Origin of the sequence: Lysobacter soli, from assembly GCF_003382285.1 — a bacterium.
Classification (GTDB): Bacteria; Pseudomonadota; Gammaproteobacteria; order Xanthomonadales; family Xanthomonadaceae; genus Lysobacter_J; species Lysobacter_J soli.
On record NZ_QTJR01000001.1, the window covers coordinates 683,967 to 700,313 of the forward strand.

16 protein-coding genes are annotated in these 16,347 nt (G+C 68.6%); 6 read left to right on the plus strand and 10 right to left on the minus strand.

Features of this window, described 5'->3' with window-relative positions:
* Window positions 1–59: 59 nt before the first annotated feature.
* Entirely contained in the window at window positions 60–557 is a 498-nt protein-coding gene (locus tag DX912_RS02930; RefSeq protein ID WP_115840929.1) for an acyl-CoA thioesterase, read from the minus strand.
* Window positions 554–1,159: an NADPH-dependent FMN reductase gene (locus DX912_RS02935; protein ID WP_115840930.1), complete on the minus strand. Its 606-nt coding sequence runs from the start codon at window positions 1,157–1,159 to the stop codon at window positions 554–556. The genes DX912_RS02930 and DX912_RS02935 overlap by 4 nt, the downstream gene beginning before the upstream one ends.
* Before the next feature lie 139 nt (window positions 1,160–1,298).
* On the opposite strand from DX912_RS02935, the gene DX912_RS02940 reads away from it, so the two are divergent.
* The 3 genes from DX912_RS02940 (at window position 1,299) to DX912_RS02950 (ending at window position 3,167) form a co-directional block, all read left to right on the plus strand.
* A complete protein-coding gene (locus DX912_RS02940) occupies window positions 1,299–1,724 on the plus strand; it encodes a hypothetical protein (RefSeq protein ID WP_115840931.1) in 426 nt (141 codons plus the stop codon).
* Between the two features lie 79 nt (window positions 1,725–1,803).
* On the plus strand, window positions 1,804–2,679 hold the full coding sequence (gene bla, locus DX912_RS02945) for a subclass B3 metallo-beta-lactamase (protein ID WP_115841049.1): 876 nt from the start codon (window positions 1,804–1,806) through the stop codon (window positions 2,677–2,679).
* Window positions 2,679–3,167 carry an NUDIX hydrolase gene (locus DX912_RS02950; protein ID WP_115840932.1) on the plus strand — a complete coding sequence of 163 codons (489 nt, stop codon included), beginning with the start codon at window positions 2,679–2,681 and terminating at the stop codon, window positions 3,165–3,167. Before bla ends, DX912_RS02950 begins: the two co-directional genes overlap by 1 nt.
* Before the next feature lie 4 nt (window positions 3,168–3,171).
* On the opposite strand, the gene DX912_RS02955 is transcribed toward DX912_RS02950, so the two are convergent.
* The 3 genes from DX912_RS02955 to DX912_RS02965 are packed head-to-tail and all read right to left on the minus strand — an operon-like array spanning window position 3,172 to window position 5,460.
* Window positions 3,172–3,717: a hypothetical protein gene (locus DX912_RS02955; protein ID WP_115840933.1), complete on the minus strand. Its 546-nt coding sequence runs from the start codon at window positions 3,715–3,717 to the stop codon at window positions 3,172–3,174.
* Window positions 3,718–3,745: 28 nt separating this feature from the next.
* Entirely contained in the window at window positions 3,746–4,162 is a 417-nt protein-coding gene (locus DX912_RS02960) for a GNAT family N-acetyltransferase (RefSeq protein ID WP_115840934.1), read from the minus strand.
* The gene (locus DX912_RS02965; protein ID WP_115840935.1) at window positions 4,162–5,460 is read right to left on the minus strand and encodes a dicarboxylate/amino acid:cation symporter; all 1,299 of its coding nucleotides are present in this window, start codon (window positions 5,458–5,460) and stop codon (window positions 4,162–4,164) included. Before DX912_RS02965 ends, DX912_RS02960 begins: the two co-directional genes overlap by 1 nt.
* Before the next feature lie 141 nt (window positions 5,461–5,601).
* Here DX912_RS02965 and DX912_RS02970 point away from each other — a divergent pair, with 141 nt between their 5' ends.
* Window positions 5,602–7,341: an alkaline phosphatase gene (locus tag DX912_RS02970; protein ID WP_115840936.1), complete on the plus strand. Its 1,740-nt coding sequence runs from the start codon at window positions 5,602–5,604 to the stop codon at window positions 7,339–7,341.
* A 490-nt stretch (window positions 7,342–7,831) separates the two neighbouring features.
* Here the strand turns inward: DX912_RS02970 and DX912_RS02980 are convergent, their stop codons facing one another.
* The 4 genes from DX912_RS02980 to DX912_RS02995 all read right to left on the minus strand — a co-directional run bounded on the left by DX912_RS02980 (window position 7,832) and on the right by DX912_RS02995 (window position 13,789).
* Window positions 7,832–9,004 carry a COG3904 family protein gene (locus DX912_RS02980; protein WP_115840937.1) on the minus strand — a complete coding sequence of 391 codons (1,173 nt, stop codon included), beginning with the start codon at window positions 9,002–9,004 and terminating at the stop codon, window positions 7,832–7,834.
* A 144-nt stretch (window positions 9,005–9,148) separates the two neighbouring features.
* Window positions 9,149–10,912 (minus strand): DUF885 domain-containing protein, encoded by a 1,764-nt coding sequence (locus DX912_RS02985; protein ID WP_115840938.1) that lies wholly within the window; start codon window positions 10,910–10,912, stop codon window positions 9,149–9,151.
* Between the two features lie 82 nt (window positions 10,913–10,994).
* On the minus strand, window positions 10,995–12,662 hold the full coding sequence (locus tag DX912_RS02990; protein ID WP_115840939.1) for a PQQ-dependent sugar dehydrogenase: 1,668 nt from the start codon (window positions 12,660–12,662) through the stop codon (window positions 10,995–10,997).
* Window positions 12,663–12,811: 149 nt separating this feature from the next.
* Window positions 12,812–13,789, minus strand: a complete 978-nt coding sequence (locus tag DX912_RS02995) for an alpha/beta fold hydrolase (protein ID WP_115841050.1) — start codon at window positions 13,787–13,789, stop codon at window positions 12,812–12,814.
* A 141-nt stretch (window positions 13,790–13,930) separates the two neighbouring features.
* On the opposite strand from DX912_RS02995, the gene DX912_RS03000 reads away from it, so the two are divergent.
* Window positions 13,931–14,761: a helix-turn-helix domain-containing protein gene (locus DX912_RS03000; protein WP_233433442.1), complete on the plus strand. Its 831-nt coding sequence runs from the start codon at window positions 13,931–13,933 to the stop codon at window positions 14,759–14,761.
* Between the two features lie 166 nt (window positions 14,762–14,927).
* Entirely contained in the window at window positions 14,928–15,821 is an 894-nt protein-coding gene (locus DX912_RS03005; protein ID WP_115840940.1) for a c-type cytochrome, read from the plus strand.
* Window positions 15,822–15,825: 4 nt separating this feature from the next.
* Here the strand turns inward: DX912_RS03005 and DX912_RS03010 are convergent, their stop codons facing one another.
* Entirely contained in the window at window positions 15,826–16,344 is a 519-nt protein-coding gene (locus tag DX912_RS03010) for a hypothetical protein (RefSeq protein ID WP_115840941.1), read from the minus strand.
* Between the last annotated feature and the right edge of the window lie 3 nt (window positions 16,345–16,347).

The following is a 16,347-nucleotide window of genomic DNA, read 5'->3' on the forward strand; positions in this document are numbered from 1 at the left end:
GGCCATCCACGGCCCGGCGTGCGGCGGGCCACGCGGCAATGCCGCGTGGGCGGTCCGCCTTACCCCTCGTTCACCGCCGCCAGCCGCTCGACCGTCTGCTCGATGCCCTTGCTCAGCTCCATCACCTTGAGCGCGTATTCGGCCAGGCGCTTGTCGTCGTCGTTGACGGGCGTCCACGGCGGCACGGCACTCGGCTTGCCTTCGACGGCGTCCAGCGCGACGAAGACGATGATGCAGTGCGTGCACAGCCGCTCCTGCTCGGGCCCTTCCATCGGGTCGCGCGCCTTCACGTCGACCGCGAAATGCATGCTCGTGGTGCCGGTGTGGACCAGCTTCGTATGCACCGTGACCAGATCCGAGATGCGGATCGGCGCGACGAACCGGATCCCGCCGACGGCGACCGTCACGCTGTACGTGCCGCTCCAGCCGACCGCGGCGGCATAGCCGGCCTGATCGATCCACTTCATCACCATGCCGCCGTGCACCTTGCCGCCGTAATTCACGTCGGTCGGTTCGGCGAGGAACCGCAGGTTGAGTTCGCGTTGACGTCCGCTCATGCCGTCGCTCCTTTTCGATCGACCGTTGAATTCATCACGCCTAGATGCCGCACCACCGCCGCGCCGACACCGTGCACGCCGGTGCGCAGGCGGTCGTCGTTGAGGACGCCGTAATCGGTGAGCTTGTCGGCCGCCTGCCCGACCGCGACCTGCTGCGGCACCACGAGCAGGCCGAGCTTGGCCAGCGCGTCGCGCAGCACCAGCAGCGAACGCAGTCCGCCGAGCGGACCGGGCGAGGCCGACACGATGCCAGCCACCTTGTCCTGGAAGAGCGTCACGCCCGACCGGCCGGATTCGAGCGGCCGCGAGATCCAGTCCAGCGTGTTCTTCACCAAAGCCGGCATCGAGCCGTTGTACTCGGGCGTGCTGACGAGCAGGCCGTCGTGTTCGGCCATCAGCGCCTGCAGGCGGCGCGCGTTCTCGGGCATGCCGTCGGCTTCGATGTCGCCGTCGTAGATCGGCAACGCGAAGTCACGCAGTTCGATCAGCGTGACCTGCGCGCCGGCGGCACGCGCGCCTTCGGCCAGCACGTGGATCAGGCGGCGGTTGTACGAGCCCTGGCGCAAGCTGCCGGCGAAGGCGAGCAGGCGGGGCGTTGGCACCCCGGGCGTTGGATCGGGCATCGCGGGCTCCGTGTCGGGGCGTCGTCGGGAGGGCATCGATTATGCGCGGCTTCGCGCGCTTGCGGCGGCAACGCTCGCGCGCGATGCTCGCGGCTCTTGCGATCGAGGAGAAGCGCCGATGGGACGCACGATACTGGGCATGCTGGTCGGCGTGGTCGTCGCGATCGCGGTGATCGCCGCGGTCGAAACGCTGGGCCATCGCTTCTGGCCGCCGCCGGCGGGGCTGGATCCGACCGATCCGGCCAACGAAGCCGCCTTCGCCGCCTTCATCGCGAACATGCCCTTCGCCGCGAAACTGCTGGTGCTCGTCGCGTGGGTGCTGGGCACGTTCATTGGCGCACTCGCCGCGGCGAAGCTCGCGCGCCACCAGACCGCCGCCGCGCTGCTGGTCGCACTGGTGGTGCTCTCCGGCGTGGTGGGGATGATCATGAAGGTGCCGCACCCCACGTGGCTGTCGGTCGCGGGATTGCTGCTGCCGATTCCCGTCTCCCTGTTGGCCGTACGGCTGGTGTACCGGCGGGCGACGTTGCCACGCGTGCCCTGATACCGCTCACCTCATCGGCGTGAATCGCGCGCCGTGCGTGCGCGATTACACTGTGCGCTTCCCACGCTTCGACGTCGCCATGCGCCTCCACGCCGCGCTTTGTGTCTCGCTGACCGCGCTCTCCGCCCTGCCCCTTCACGCCGCCGAACCGCTGCTCCCGCAGGCGCAGGCCTACGAATCTTCCGACGCATGGCGCCAGCCGATCGCGCCGTTCGCGCTCGCCGATCGCAGCTGGTACATCGGCACCGCGGGCCTGAGCGCCGTGCTGGTGAAGACCGACGCCGGTGCCGTGCTGATCGACGGTGGCCTGCCGCAGGCGGCGGACATGCTGCTCGCGCACATGCGCACGCTCGGCGTCGCGCCGTCCGATCTGAAGCTGATCCTCCACAGCCATGCGCACATCGACCACGCCGGGCCCATCGCCGCGATCAAGCGCGCGACCGGCGCGCGAGTGGTGACCAATGCCGAATCGGCAGTGCTGCTCGAACGCGGCGGCTTCGACGACCTGCACTTCGGCGATGGCATGGTGTTCCCGCCCGCGCATGCCGACCGCATCGTGATGGACGGCGAAGTCGTCGAGCTCGGCGGCGTCGCGTTCACCGCGCACTTCACGCCCGGCCACACGCCGGGCAGCCTGAGCTGGACCTGGACCGACGCGAAGGCCGGCAAGCCGCTGCGCATCGCCTACGTCGACAGCCTGAGCGCGCCGGGCTACAAGCTCGTCGGCAACCCGCGCCAGCCGCGCATCGTCGACGATTACCGCCGCGCGTTCGCCGAAGTCCGCACGTTGCCGTGCGACCTGCTGCTGACGCCGCATCCGGATGCGTCGGGCTGGAAGCTTGGCGAATCGATCACGCCGACCACGCTCACCTGCCGCGCCTACGCCGACCGCGCCGAACGCGCGTTCGACAAGACGCTCAAGGAACAGCAGGCCGCCATCAAGGGCACGCGCTGATGCCGTACACGCCCATCGTCGCCACGCTCGGCTACGTGCTGTCGCCTGACGGTCGCGAAGTGTTGATGGTCCATCGCAATGCGCGACCGGACGACCACCAGCTCGGCAAGTACAACGGACTGGGCGGCAAGATCGAACGCGACGAGGACGTCGTGGCCGGCATGCGGCGCGAGATCCTCGAGGAAGCCGGTATCGAGTGCGACGCGATGCAGCTGCGCGGCACGATCAGCTGGCCCGGCTTCGGCAAGCACGGCGAGGACTGGCTCGGCTTCGTGTTCGTCATCACGTCCTTCCGCGGCACGCCGCATGCGAGCAATCCCGAAGGCACGCTGGAGTGGGTGCCGATCGAAAAGCTCGACGAACTGCCGATGTGGGAAGGCGACCGCAACTTCCTGCCGCTGGTGTTCGACGACGACCCGCGCGCGTTCCACGGCGTGATGCCGTATCGCGACGGGCGCATGCAGTCGTGGTCGTACTCGCGCGTGTGAGGCCTCAGCGCGCGAGCTGCACGCGGCCGCGCCCGTCCTTCTGTTCGAACACGAAGCGGTAGGTGAGCGTCACCGCTTCCGGGATTTCGGTGTAACCGCCGCAGCTGCCGACGGTGTCGTCCTTCGTCTTCGCATCGGGAAACACGCAACGCAGCGCGGGCTCGTAACGCCAGCCGGTGACCGCGCTGCGCACCGCGTCGAAGAACGCCGGATCGGCTGGCTCGGGACAATTCGGCGGCGCAACCGCCGGCGCGGACGACAGCACGCTGCCGTCGCCACTCACACCGACGCGCACGCACACCGCCTGCGGCGCCAGCCCTTGCGAAAGCAGCGCGGCCGGATAGACGGGCATTGGATTCGCGTCGTCTTCCAGGGGCATCAGGAACGATTCGTTGTCGGCCAGTTCCATGCGCGCGGCCTGCGGGGTCATGCCGCTGATCTCGTTCATGCCGACCTGGCCGGCGCGCGAGGCTCCGTCATTCACGATCTGCGGGTGCGTCGCGCAACCGCCGAGCAATGCGGCGCAGAGGATCCAGCTGGTGAGACGCATGGGCTTCGTTCCTTGAAGTCGCGGCCGGCTAGTCGACCTGGTACTCCATGTTCACCGAAAACGGCGTCGTTTCGACGAACCCGAACTTCGCGTAGAGATGCTTCGCGTCGCCATCGGCGGCGAGCGACACGACCGCCGACGGCGGCGCGTTCGCGCGGAGCCAGTCGTCCAGCGCGGCCATGATGCGCTTGCCGAGCCCCTGCCCCTGCAGCGCGGGCGCCACGGCGATGTCCACCACGACGAAGAAGCAGCCGCCATCGCCGATGACGCGGCCCATGCCGACGACCTCGCCGTCGAGCAGCAGGCTCACGCCGTAGAGCGTGTTCGGAAGTCCACGCTGCGCGGCGTCGAGCGTGCGCGGCGCCATGCCGGCATCCGCGCGCAGGCGGCAGTAATCGTCTGCGCCGGGGAACCGTTCGATAAGTTTCACCTGCGCGGCGTCCATCAGCCGCCTTCCCTCGTCGCACGCACCTCGGCTTTCTCGCCGGCGGCGACGCCGAGGTTGCTCGACGCGGCTTCGTACACGTCGCGATCGAGCAGGCCCGACTCCTTCGCGACGATCACCGGCACCGCCATCTGGCCGGTGACGTTGGTCATCGTGCGCATCATGTCCAGCACGCGGTCAATGGCGACCAGGTAGCCGATACCTTCCAGCGGCAAACCCGCGGCGGAGAGCACCAGCGTCACCATCACGATCGCCGTGCCCGGCACGCCGGCCGTGCCGAAGCTGCCGAGCACCGAGGCGATCAGGATCGTCGCGTACTGCCCCGGCTCCAGGTGCAGGCCGAAGTACTGCGCGACGAACATCGACGTCAGCGCGGGATAGATCGCGCCGCAGCCGTCCATCTTGATGCTAGCGCCCAGCGGCACGGCGAACGCCGCGTAGTCCTTGTCGACGCCGAGGTTATGCGTGACCGAGCGGATCGCCGCCGGCATCGCCGCGAAACTCGACGACGCCACGAATGCCACCTGCATGCCCGGTGCGGCACCGCGGAAGAACTTCAGCGGATTCAAGCCGTGCAGCGCGATCAGGCTGCCGTAGACGAACACGACGTGGATCGCGCACGCCAGGTACAGCGCGAACACGAACGTGCCCAGCGGCAGGAGCTTTTCGAAGCCGTACGCGCCGACCAGCGAGGCGATCAGGCCGAAGGTGCCCAGCGGCGTCATTTCGAGCACGAAGCGCGTGACCTGCACCATCGTGTCGCTCGCTTCGCCCACGAGCTTGCGCAGGCCGGCGACGCGTTCGCCCAGCTTCACCAAGGCGAAGCCGACCAGTCCGGCGAACACGATCACCTGCAGGATCTTGCCTTCGCTCAGCGCCTTGAACGGATTGGTCGGGATGACATCGAGCAGCACGTCCTTCGGCGAGGGCACCACGCGGACGGTGTAGTCGGGTGCGATGGTCAGGCCGCTCAGGCCGTGGCCGGGCTGCAGCAGCCAGCCGATCAGCAGGCCGACGCCGACTGCCAGCGCCGCGGTGATCGCGAACCAGACGAACGTTCGGCCGCCCAGCGCCGCGACGGACTTCTGCCCGTGCAGGCTGCCGATGGCGTTCATCACCGCGAAGAACACCAGCGGCACGGCGATCATCTTGATCAGCGTGACGTAGATGGTGCCCAGCGGCGCGAACCAGACTTCCGCCGAATGCCCGAAGGCCCAGCCGGCCAGCGCGCCCAACACGAAGCCCGCCAGCACGCGCTGCCAGAACGGGATCCGCAACCAGGCAGACACCAGCTTCATCCGTACCTCTTTACCGAAATTGTCGGCTTGGCACGATAGCCCACACCGAAGGGGGTGACGACCCCGCGAATGCAACGCCGGTGTCCCGTGGCTGCAATAACGCAGCCCATAATCGCGCTTTGCCTTCGACAAGCCTCCCGAATGTCCCGACTCCGCGCGACCCGCCCGAGCCACTCTCGTTTGAGCCACGCCACGCTCGCCTTCGCCACGACCCTGCTCGTCTCCGCCTGCGCCACCGGCGGCGGGAGCGTTCATGCGACCGACTCGGCAAAGCCCGCCGCATTCGAGGTCGACGTCCCGACGATCCGCCATCCGGCCGGCGAAACGCCGCAGTGGTGGTTCCGCGATGGCGCCGCGCAGGCCGCCGAGCGCGGCGCGATGGGCGGCCACGCGAAGAACGTGATCCTCTTCGTCGGCGACGGCATGAGCCTGACGACGGTCGCCGCCGCGCGCATCCTCGACGGCCAGCGCAAGGGCGGCCCGGGCGAGGACAACCGCCTGAGCTGGGAGCGCTTCCCCGCCACGGCGCTGAGCAAGACCTACAACGTCGATTCGCAGACGCCCGATTCGGCCGGCACGATGAGCGCGATGGCCACCGGCGTGAAGACGCGCGCGGGCGTGCTGAGCATCGGCCAGCAGCCGATGCGCCGCGACTGCGCCGGCGCGCAGGCGGTGCCGATGCTGACGCTGTGGGAACTGGCCGCCAGCCGCGGCTTCGCCACCGGCGTGGTGACCACCACGCGCGTCACGCACGCGACGCCCGGCGCGACGTTCACCCATGTGCCCGAGCGCAACTGGGAAAACGACACGGAGCTCACCGATGGAGCGCGCGCCGCCGGCTGCATCGACATCGCCCGCCAGCTGGTGGAAACGCCCTTCGGCAACGGCCCCGACGTGCTGATGGGCGGCGGCCGCAAGAACTTCATGCCGGTGTCGGAGCGCGATCCGGAATACGACGACAAGGTGGGCGAACGCCTCGACGGTCGCGACCTCATCGCGCAATGGAAGCAGCGCCATCCGGACGGGACGTACGTGTGGAACGCGCAGCAGCTCAGCGACGCGCCGGCCCGCGGCCCGCTGCTGGCGTTGTTCGAACCCGACCACATGCAGTTCTCCGCGGATCGCCCGCAGGACGGTGCCGGCGAGCCGACGCTCGCGGAAATGACGCGCACCGCCATCGCGCGCCTTAAGCAGAACGACAAGGGCTTCGTGCTGCTGGTCGAAGGCGGCCGCATCGATCACGCACACCATTACGGCAACGCGTATCGCGCGCTCACCGACACCATCGCGCTGAGCGAGGCCGTGCAGGCCGCGGTCGATGCGACGAGCGCGCAGGACACGCTGATCCTGGTCACGGCCGACCATTCGCACACGCTGAGCTTCGTGGGCTATCCCAAGCGCGGCAATCCGATCCTGGACAAGGTGCGCGGCAGCAGCGGCGAGGACGACGGCATCGCCGATTACGCGCTCGACCAGCTCGGCCTGCCGTACACGACGCTCAACTACAGCAACGGACCGGGCTACGTCGGCGCGAGCGCGCAGCAGCCCGAAGGCCCCAAGCGCTTCCAGCACACCGTCAGCGGCGTGCAGATCCCGAAGAAGGGTCGCCCGGATCTGCGCAACGTCGACACGCAGGATCCGGATTACCTGCAGGAAGCGCTGGTGCCGACGGCGAGCGAGTCGCACGGCGGCGACGACGTGGGCATCTGGGCGCGCGGCCCGGGCAGCGAAGCGGTGCGCGGCAGCGTCGAGCAGAACACGATCTTCCACTTCCTGTTGCAGTCGATGCCGGCGCTGCGCTCGGAGCTGTGCAAGGCGGGCGATTGCGACGGGAATGGCGTGCCGGTGACGTTGCCGGAGCCGGGGAAGTTCCGGCGGTAAGGGTTCTTAAGGTAGACGTGGCGGCGAGCCGTCACGTCTACCCGGCTTTTCTGTTGCTGTTGCTGTTGCTGTTGCTGTTGCTGTAGCTGTAGCTGTAGCTGTAGCTGTAGCTGTAGCTGTAGCTGTAGCTGTAGCTGTTGCTGTTGCTGTTGCTGTTGCTGTTGCTGTTGCTGTTGCTGTCGATCTTGACCTCCCAGCGACTTAAAGCGAGCCGAGCACCGGAGCCGGAAAAGGGCGAAGAGTCGCCCGCTGTCTGAGCGGAGCGCAGCGTAGCGAGTTCGGGCGACGTCCCTTTTCCGGCGAGGAGCGCAGGGCACCGCCGCGCAGCGGCGGCTCGCGTCAGGAGCGAACGGTTTTGGTTACTTTTGCCAAGACAAAAGTGACCCGCTCGCTTGCGAGCGGAAGCTCTTGATCTTGCTTCCCATGAGGAAGCGATCTCCCAGATGCCGCATCGGTTGCACGCGGCGTCACACCCGCGTGCGCAACATCGTCAGCTATCACTCCGCCGCTTCTGCGGCGCCGCCTTCGACACGCTCTGCGCGCCGTCCTCGCCCTTCGGCGGCTCCAGCGTCGCGGTGTCGCGATCGAACTCGGACAGCGGGCTCTCGGAGGGACAGGTCTGGTCGGGGAAGCCGAAATCCGTGCGCAGCTTCAGGCCGCACGCGTTGAGCGCGTCCAGGTCGGTGTCCGGCGATTTGCAGCGTTTGTCGAATGCGCGCACGAACGAGTCGCGGCGACTCACGAAGTCCTCGCCGCACTTGCGCATCAGGCGCAGACGGTCGAGGTCGTCCTGCGCCGGGTTCACGCCGTCCAGGCCGTACAACTCGAGTTCTTCGGTCGTGAGCAGGCGCAGGCTGCGGTTGGGCACGGCCATCATCAGGTCGGCCACGGCGGTGGCCGCGCCGTTGCGCTCCAGGTAATCGCGCACGCGTTCGTACACAACGCGCAGCTCGGCGTTGAGCTGCGCGCGCGTGGTGGCGGTCGAACTCATGCGGATGATGCGGTGGATGCCGACCTGCCCGGCGATCATCCGCGTGTCGCCCGCGCTCAGGATGAAGACGCACGCGCTGTGGCAGATCGCGCCTTCGCGCACCCAGATCGTCCAGCGCGATTCGGCGATGTAGTCGCCGGCCTGGATCGCATCCTCGACCTGGCCGCCGGCCGAGTCGATGTCGAGCACGCGCTTGCCGATGTCCATCGAATCGGCGACTTCGGTGACGCGCTCGACCAGCGTGCCGAATTCCGCGGTGACCTTGCCCTTGTAACGCAGCCGCGCCACGCCGCCGGCTTCGCACGGTGCGAGCGCGGCCTTGAGGCCGTCGCGGTCGAACGTCGTCAGCACCTCGCCGTCGCCCTTCTCCACGTAATCGAGGTCGCAACTGATCGACGCCGCACCCGCCGTGAGTTCCAGCGGCGCCGCCCACGGCTTGTGCGGTTCGGGAGCGGGTTCGGGGCGCGCGATCTCGCGGATCGACGTGCGCGCCTGGCGCGTGCCTTCCGGTTTGACCGGAGCGACCTTTACCGGCGCGGTGCTGATCGCGCCGCCGTCCTGCGGCGCGGCGACCTCCTCGATCACCAGGCCCTGCGTCGTCTCCGCTTCGGGACGCTGGCAGGCGGCGATGACAAGGCAGGACAACAGCAGGGCGACGGCACGGATCGGCATGCGGCAACGGACTCGGGAGCGGACGCGCCCCTGAACGGGGCGCGCGGAAAACGTGAAGCCACAGCTTACGGCGTGGGGCCTGACTCTGCGCACAGCGCGCGGCACCGCGCCCGGTTCACGTTTCTTTCGCCGCTCCCGGCGCGATCAGCGTGCGGCCACGGCCGCCTGTTCCTCCGCGATCCACGCCTGCACGCGCTCGCGCAGGAACGCCAGCGGCACCACGCCGTCGCCCAGCACGCGCTGGTGGAACTGCTTCAGGTCGAAGCGATCGCCCAACGCAGCTTCGGCTTCGCGACGCAGCGCGACGATCTCCAGACCGCCGGAGTCGTACGCGGTGAGCTGGCCCGGCATCGCGGCGATGCGATCGACCATCTCGGCCGAGGTCTCCGGCGAGAACCGCCCGCTTTCGGCCATGAACTGCGCCGCCTGCTCGCGCGTCCAGCCGAACATGTGGATGCCCGGATCCACCACCATGCCGCGCGCCGGCCACAGCCGGCGGCTGATCTGCGCGTACGGCGTGGTGTAGATGCCCGCTTCCTCGCTCAGCGCTTCGGAATAGCGCGCCCAGCCTTCGACATAGGCCGAATTGAACGCCAGCGCCGACAGCGGATGGCGCTTGCCGACGCCGCGCGCGAGCGCGAGTTGCAGGTGATGGCCGGGCCAGGTTTCGTGCACGAGCGTGATTTCCGCCGCGCCGCGACGATCGGCCTCGGGATGGTCGAGGTTGATGCGATACACGCCCGGCTTGCGGTCGTCCGGATCGGGTTCGTAATGCGAACTCACGCCGGTGTTGCGCTGCTCCGGCTTCAGCGGTTCGACCACCGCCGGCTGCACAGGCATCGTGGCGAAATACGCCGAACTCTTCTCACGTGCCGACTCCAGCAGGCCGCGCGAGAACTGCAGCTGCTCGTCCGCTGACGCGAAGCGGTTGTCCTTGGCTTCGTCGACGCGCTTGACGATCGTCGCCAGATCCGTCGAGTCGAACATCGTCTTGCCGAGCGCCTGCACGGTTGCCAGGTTCGTCGCGACGGTGCGCTGGCCGAGGTCGTACACCGCCTTCGGCGTGCGGTCGAGCGTGGTGTAGGAGCGCAGCATCGCCTGGTAGCACTGCGCGCCATCGGGTAGCGCGGACAACGCGATCGTCTCGCGAGCCGCGCCCTGGTATTCGCTAACTAGGAAATCGCGATAACGGCGCAGCGCCGGCTGGACCTGCTGCGACACGACGCTTTCAAACTCCTTCGCGAACGCCGCGTCCTTCGACTTCTCGCCCGGCGCGAAGTACGGCGATTTGCGCGCTTCCAGATCGACCATGCCGTCGAGCTGCTTGATCACGCGCACCACCACCGGCTTCGGCGCGGTATAGCCGGCCTTGATACCCGCGCGCAGGTTTGCGATTTCGTTGTCGACGTACGCCGGCAGCGTGCGCCAGCGCGTGAGCGCCTGCATGCGCTCGTCCGCGGTGGCGACGGGCTGACGATCGGCAAGATCGGTGAACGCGGTGTGCCAGCCGAACATGTGGTTCACGTTCCACTGCTCGGCGTGGCACACGCGTAGCGCGCGATTGGTTTCGAGCATCTCGCGCAGCTGCGCATAGGCGAGCCGTGCGGCGGGATCCTTGTCGATCTTCGCGCGATCGAGCTTCTGCAGGCGCGACCACAACGCATCCTCGCGTGCGTCGAATCGCGCGTTGTCGGCGGCCGAATTGCGCGGCAGGTAATCGTGGCGCTTGAGCGGCAGGACTTCGTAGTACGCAGGCGTCGGATCGTATTCGAGCGAAAGCGCGACCATCTCGTCGGCGATCGCCATCACCTGCTTCGGTTCGCTTCCGCTGCCCGCCGCGGATGCCGGCGATGTCGTTATCGCCACGCCCAACACGATCGCACCACTCCAACCCACTGCACTTCGCATGACCCGGCTCCTGCCTTGTGTGGTCGTGCGATGGTAGTGGCTGGCGGCGGCACGCGGATGTGCCGCCGGTTCGGCTCCGCCCCTATCGATGGCCCATCAGGCTCTCGCGGATGAACTGGCGCACCAGTCGCGCCGATTCCTCCTTCGAGGTCGCGTCCTGCGGCAGCGGCTGCGGCGCAGCCAGCGCCGATGCGGAGAACGCGCCGCCCGTGCCCGGCACGGGTTCGATCACGAAGATCTCGCCGTCGAAATCGACGATGTAGACGTTGTTGGCGGTGTCGGTACCGAAAGCGACGATGTTGTTGATCGTGCCCGCCGTCGGCGTGAAGTCGGCATTGCGCAGCCGGAATCGCGAGGACGGGATCGTCGTGCCCTGCAGGATCACGCCCGTCTGGATCGACCACAGGTTCGGCTGCACGAAATCGCCGAACAGGTATTCGCCGCGCAGCGATTCCAGCGGCCCGCGATACACCACGCCGCCGGTCACGGAACTGCCTTCGCGCGCACCGCTGCCGTGGCTGTATTCGGCGATGGGCGGCGTCAGGCCGGGGGTGTTCGCCGGACCACGAAACACCTGTGTGCCTTCCATGATCGGCCAGCCGAAATTCAGCCCGGCTTCGTTGGGACGCGCGAGGTCGATCTCTTCCACCGCGCCCTGCCCCACATCGCCGATGTAGAGATTGCCGGTGAGCGGATCGAAGCTGTTGCGGAAAGGATTGCGCAGGCCATACGCCCACACTTCCGGCGCGTTGGGCGAGGTGAACGGATTGCCGGCGGGGATCGCGTAATCGCGGTCCGGATCGCTGGGGAAACCGTCGCTCGACGGATCGATGCGCAGGATCTTGCCCAGCAGCGTCGCGCGGTTCTGCCCGTTGTTGTCCGGGTCGCCGGTGCCGCCGCCATCGCCGACGGCAACGTACAGCATGCCGTCCGGACCGAAGCCGATCCAGCCGCCGTTGTGGTTGTTGCGCGGATGCGCGATGCGCAGGATCGCGTCGCCGCTGGCCGGGTCGGCCTGATCGCGGTTGTTCGCCAGCGTCTGGTAACGACGCAATTCGATCGTGCCGTCGGGCACGGTCAAAAAGACGTAGAAGCGGCCGCTGGTCGCGAAATCCGGCGCGGTCGCGAAACCGAGCAGGCCGCGCTCGCCATCGGTGGACACCTGCCCGCTCACGTCGAGGAATGCGGACGCCGCGATCGCACCGTTGGACGGTGAAAGCAGCCGGATGCGTCCAGCACGCTCGACCACGAACACACGACCGGTCGCATCGGGCACCGGCGCGAGGAAGATCGGGAAATTCATTCCGCTCACGACGCGCCGCACGCGCAGTGGCGCACCGGTGACGTCGGTGACGGTGACCGACAGCGGCAGCGTCGCGGTCTGCGTGCCGTCGCTGGCGGTGATCGACACCAGGTACACGTTGTCGGCGTTGGCGTCGGTCGGCGCCTCGAAATCCGGCGGCGTGATGAACTGCAGCGCGCCCGCGGCGCTGATCAGGAAGCGCGCCTGATCGGCGCCGCCCGACAGCGTGAAGGACACGGGCTTGCCTTCCGGATCGGTGGCGGTGGCGGTGTAGAACACGCCTGCAGTGCCTTCGGGCACGGTGGCGGCCGCGGCCGAGGTGAACGTCGGCGGCCGGTCGACCGGCGCGCCGGGAATCTGGGTGTTGTTGTCGCCGCCCCCACCGCCGCCGCAGGCCGCCAGCATCGCGGCCACCATGACGATCACTGCCAGTCGTGCCTGCTGCATGCGCTCGCTCCCGGGCCTTGAGCAGCGCGCCGGTGCGGCGCGCCTGCGGGCGGCCGCCAGCGTGTCAGAGGTCGCCGTGGCGATCCGTGAAGGCCGGCTCGCTTCACGTCGCGCGCATCGGCGCGGCGGCCCCGTCCGTCGGCGCCCGCTCACACGTTCCAGAGGCGACGCGCTTCCTCGGCAATCAGGTCGGGGAATTCCTCCGGGAAGAACAGCTTCGCGCCCTCGACCCGCCGCACGCCGCGCGAGTCGCCGAACGCACCGTCCAGATGGGCCGCGCCCGCTTCGGTGAAGATCGGATCGGCCGTGCCCCACACGATGCGCGTCGGCGCGCGCGCAGCCTTCAGCGCGGGGCCGATGCCGCCGAGCCAGTTGCGATCGAGCGCCACGGCGAACGCGTTCGTCCGCGACGCATCGCGCACCAGCGGGCCGAGGTAGACGTCGATGGCCTCGTCACTCGGGTTCGATGCATGGGTGAACGTCTGCCCGCCCAGTCCTTGCGGCGAGCGCGCCAGCGCCTTGTCGGCCAGCCACGGCGCGAGCCACTGCTGCGCGAACTGGTCCTGCTTCGCCAGCGCGATCACCGGCTGCAACGCCGGCGGCGGGCATTCGATTTCGGAGTCGCAATTGGTCAGCAGCAGCGTGCGGACGCGATGCGGGTACGTCGCCAGGAACAGCTGCGCGGCCTGCCCGCCGCTGTCGTTGGCGACGACGTCCACGCGATCCACGCCGAGCTTGTCGAGCAGTTCGGCGAGCATGCGCACCTGCGCATCGGGCGCCAGGCTCTGGCCCTTCGCGACGCGCGTGTAGCCCAATCCGAGAAAGTCCGGCGCGATGCAGCGCCGGTACGGCGACAACCGCGCGAGCGCGCCACGCCACTGGTAACCGTTGAGCGGGAAGCCGTGCAGGAACAACGCCGCCGCGCCACGCCCGCGTTCGACGTAGGCGATCTCCCCGGCGGACGTGGACACGAAGCGGCGCGCCTTGAGGAAAGCGGCGGCATCCTCGGCGTCGGTGGTACTCGCGACCGGGGATGCGGCGAATGCACTGCGGTCGAACATCGCGCCGGTCAGCGTGGCGGTAGCCAGCGTGCCGGCGGCGATTCCAAGGAAGTCCCTGCGCTGCATGATCGAGCTCCATGGCCGGAACGCTCCGGCGTCGACGGAATGATTCGCGTCGGAGGTCAACGGTTCAACGAAGCCGCAGGTCATGCCGCCATGACCTGGCAGGTCATGGTGCGGCCGCGCACCGCCCCGTATGCTCGCCGCGTGAACCGAGCCGCCACGCCACTCCGCGATGTCCGACTGGGCGCCCTGCTGCGCGAATGGCGCGCGGCCCGTCGCCTGAGCCAGATGGACCTCGCGCTGGACGCGGGCGTGTCGCCGCGCCACCTGAGCTGCGTGGAAACCGGCAAGGCGCAGCCCAGCCGCGAGATGGTCGCGCGCCTGGCCGACGCCCTCGACATGCCGCTACGCGAGCGCAATGCGCTGCTGGTCGCGGCCGGCTTCGCGCCGCGCTATCCCGAGACCGCGCTGGCGACGCCGGAACTGTCGCAGGTGCGGCGCGCGATCGAATTCATCCTCGCGCAGCAGGAACCGTATCCCGCGTTCGTGCTCAACCGCCACTGGGACGTGCTGATGGCCAACGACGCGGCGCTACGCGTCAACGCGTTCGTGATGAACGGGCGCGCGAGCGCGCACACGAACATGATCCGGCAGATCTTCGACCCGGCCGACCTGCGCGGCGCCGTGGACAACTGGGAGGAAGTGGCGGGCGACCTGATCCGCCACCTGCACGGCGAAGTCGCGGCCGCACCTTCCGACACCGCGGCGCGCGAACTGCTCGACGAAGTGCTGGCATACCCCGGCGTGCCGGCACGCTGGCGACTGCGCGACGTCGAATCGGCACCGACACCGCTGCTCACCACGGTGCTGCGCCGCGACGAACACCGCCTGCGGTTCTTCTCGACCATCACCACCTTCGGCACGCCGCACGACGTGACGCTGGAGGAATTGCGCATCGAATGCTGTTTCCCCGTGGACGACGCGACAGCGGCGCTATGCCGGCAGCTGGCGAGTCGCGCGAAGGGCGAAGGCTGACCATCAGGCAGCCGTCATCCCGGCGAAGGCCGGGACCCAGGCCGGTAACGCTCAGGCCTCTGCCGCAGCCGCCCGAAACGCGTATTCATCCCCGGCGCGCCTGCGCCGTGTCCTCCCCCGCCCGCACTTCCCGTATCCGGTTTTCACATCACCGGAGTGAAGGGCAATGCGGCGTCTATTGAAGTGGCTGGGCTGGAGCGTGGTCGTGGTGGCGGTGCTGGTGGCGGGCGTGCTCGGTGCCGCTTGGGCGATGAGCGAACGCGCGTTGTCGCGGACCTGGACGGTGGCCGATCCCCCGCTGGCCGATGCGATGGCCTCCGCGTCCCTGGACCACGGAAAGCACCTGTTCGCCACGCGCGGCTGCGCCGACTGCCATGGCGCCGACGGCGCAGGAAAACTGCTGGTCGATGCGCCGAATGTCATCCGCATCGTGCCGAGCAACCTCACCCGCACCGTGCGCGATGCGGCGTGGACCGACGACCGCCTCGCCGCGGCGATCCGCCACGGCGTGCGCCCCGACGGCACGGGGCTGGTGATCATGCCCACCGGCGACTACACCGACATGGACGATCACGACGTCGCGTCGATCGTGGCGTACCTGCGCACGCTGCCGATGGTCGATACCGACCCGGGCCGCACGCAGGTGCGCCCGCTCGCGCGCGTGCTGTACCTGTTCGGCAAGTTCCCGCTGGTGCCAGCCGAACGCGTCGACCACACGCCGCGCGAACGCGTCGCGCCGCCGGCGACGGTGAGCGTGGCGTACGGCAAGTACGTCGCGCAGGTGTGCACCGGCTGCCACGGTTCGAACTTCGCCGGCGGCTTCGTGCTCGAACCCGGCACGCCGCCGTCGGCCAACCTCACGCCGCACGCAAGCGGATTGCAGGCATGGAAGGAAAGCGACTTCCTGCACCTCATGCGCACTGGCCAGCGCCCCGACGGCCGCCAGCTGCATCGGATGATGCCGTGGAAGTCCTACAGTGCGATGCAGGACGTCGAACTGCGTGCTGTGTGGACGTACCTGCGTTCGCTGCCGCCGGTGGACGGAAAGACGCGGTCGTAGCCGCTCAATCGATGCGGTAGACGCGCGCCTTCGGCATGCCTTCGACGACCTGCAGGAACCAGCGGCCGGCCACGCCGGGAACGACGACGATTTCCGGCGCGTCGAGCTTCTTCGGCAGCTTCAGCGCGCCTTTGAGCACCTTCCACTGCTGGCCGTTCTCCAGCTCGAACACGGTGCCGGGTTCCCAGCCGCTGACCGGGCCCTTCAGGCGGCTCTGGATGGGCTTGTCGTTGAAACCGATCAGCGAACCTTCGTCGCGTCCGCGTTCGTCACGGTTCGCCGCAGGCGCATTGTTCGACACCGGCGGCGCGGCAGGCGCGGCCACCGCCACGTCGTGCCCGTCCTGCGCTTCACGCAGCATGCGATTGAGCGTGTCGAGTTGCTCGCGGCTCAAGCCCACCGACCGCAGCTGCTCCGGCGTGAGGCGCTGCTCGATGCTGACGTAAGGCGTCTGCGCGCCCGCATGCGAGGACAGCGTGGCCAGCGACAGCATCAGCGCGAGGGACAGGAACGAACATTTCATCGG

Coding starts and splice junctions, on each gene's coding strand:
- DX912_RS02930 (WP_115840929.1), bottom strand. CDS start 557: ATGAGCGGACGTCAACGCGAACTCAACCTGCGGTTCCTCGCCGAACCG.
- DX912_RS02940 (WP_115840931.1), top strand. CDS start 1,299: ATGGGACGCACGATACTGGGCATGCTGGTCGGCGTGGTCGTCGCGATC.
- bla (WP_115841049.1), top strand. CDS start 1,804: ATGCGCCTCCACGCCGCGCTTTGTGTCTCGCTGACCGCGCTCTCCGCC.
- DX912_RS02950 (WP_115840932.1), top strand. CDS start 2,679: ATGCCGTACACGCCCATCGTCGCCACGCTCGGCTACGTGCTGTCGCCT.
- DX912_RS02955 (WP_115840933.1), bottom strand. CDS start 3,717: ATGCGTCTCACCAGCTGGATCCTCTGCGCCGCATTGCTCGGCGGTTGC.
- DX912_RS02960 (WP_115840934.1), bottom strand. CDS start 4,162: ATGGACGCCGCGCAGGTGAAACTTATCGAACGGTTCCCCGGCGCAGAC.
- DX912_RS02965 (WP_115840935.1), bottom strand. CDS start 5,460: ATGAAGCTGGTGTCTGCCTGGTTGCGGATCCCGTTCTGGCAGCGCGTG.
- DX912_RS02970 (WP_115840936.1), top strand. CDS start 5,602: ATGTCCCGACTCCGCGCGACCCGCCCGAGCCACTCTCGTTTGAGCCAC.
- DX912_RS02980 (WP_115840937.1), bottom strand. CDS start 9,004: ATGCCGATCCGTGCCGTCGCCCTGCTGTTGTCCTGCCTTGTCATCGCC.
- DX912_RS02985 (WP_115840938.1), bottom strand. CDS start 10,912: ATGCGAAGTGCAGTGGGTTGGAGTGGTGCGATCGTGTTGGGCGTGGCG.
- DX912_RS02990 (WP_115840939.1), bottom strand. CDS start 12,662: ATGCAGCAGGCACGACTGGCAGTGATCGTCATGGTGGCCGCGATGCTG.
- DX912_RS02995 (WP_115841050.1), bottom strand. CDS start 13,789: ATGCAGCGCAGGGACTTCCTTGGAATCGCCGCCGGCACGCTGGCTACC.
- DX912_RS03005 (WP_115840940.1), top strand. CDS start 14,928: ATGCGGCGTCTATTGAAGTGGCTGGGCTGGAGCGTGGTCGTGGTGGCG.
- DX912_RS03010 (WP_115840941.1), bottom strand. CDS start 16,344: ATGAAATGTTCGTTCCTGTCCCTCGCGCTGATGCTGTCGCTGGCCACG.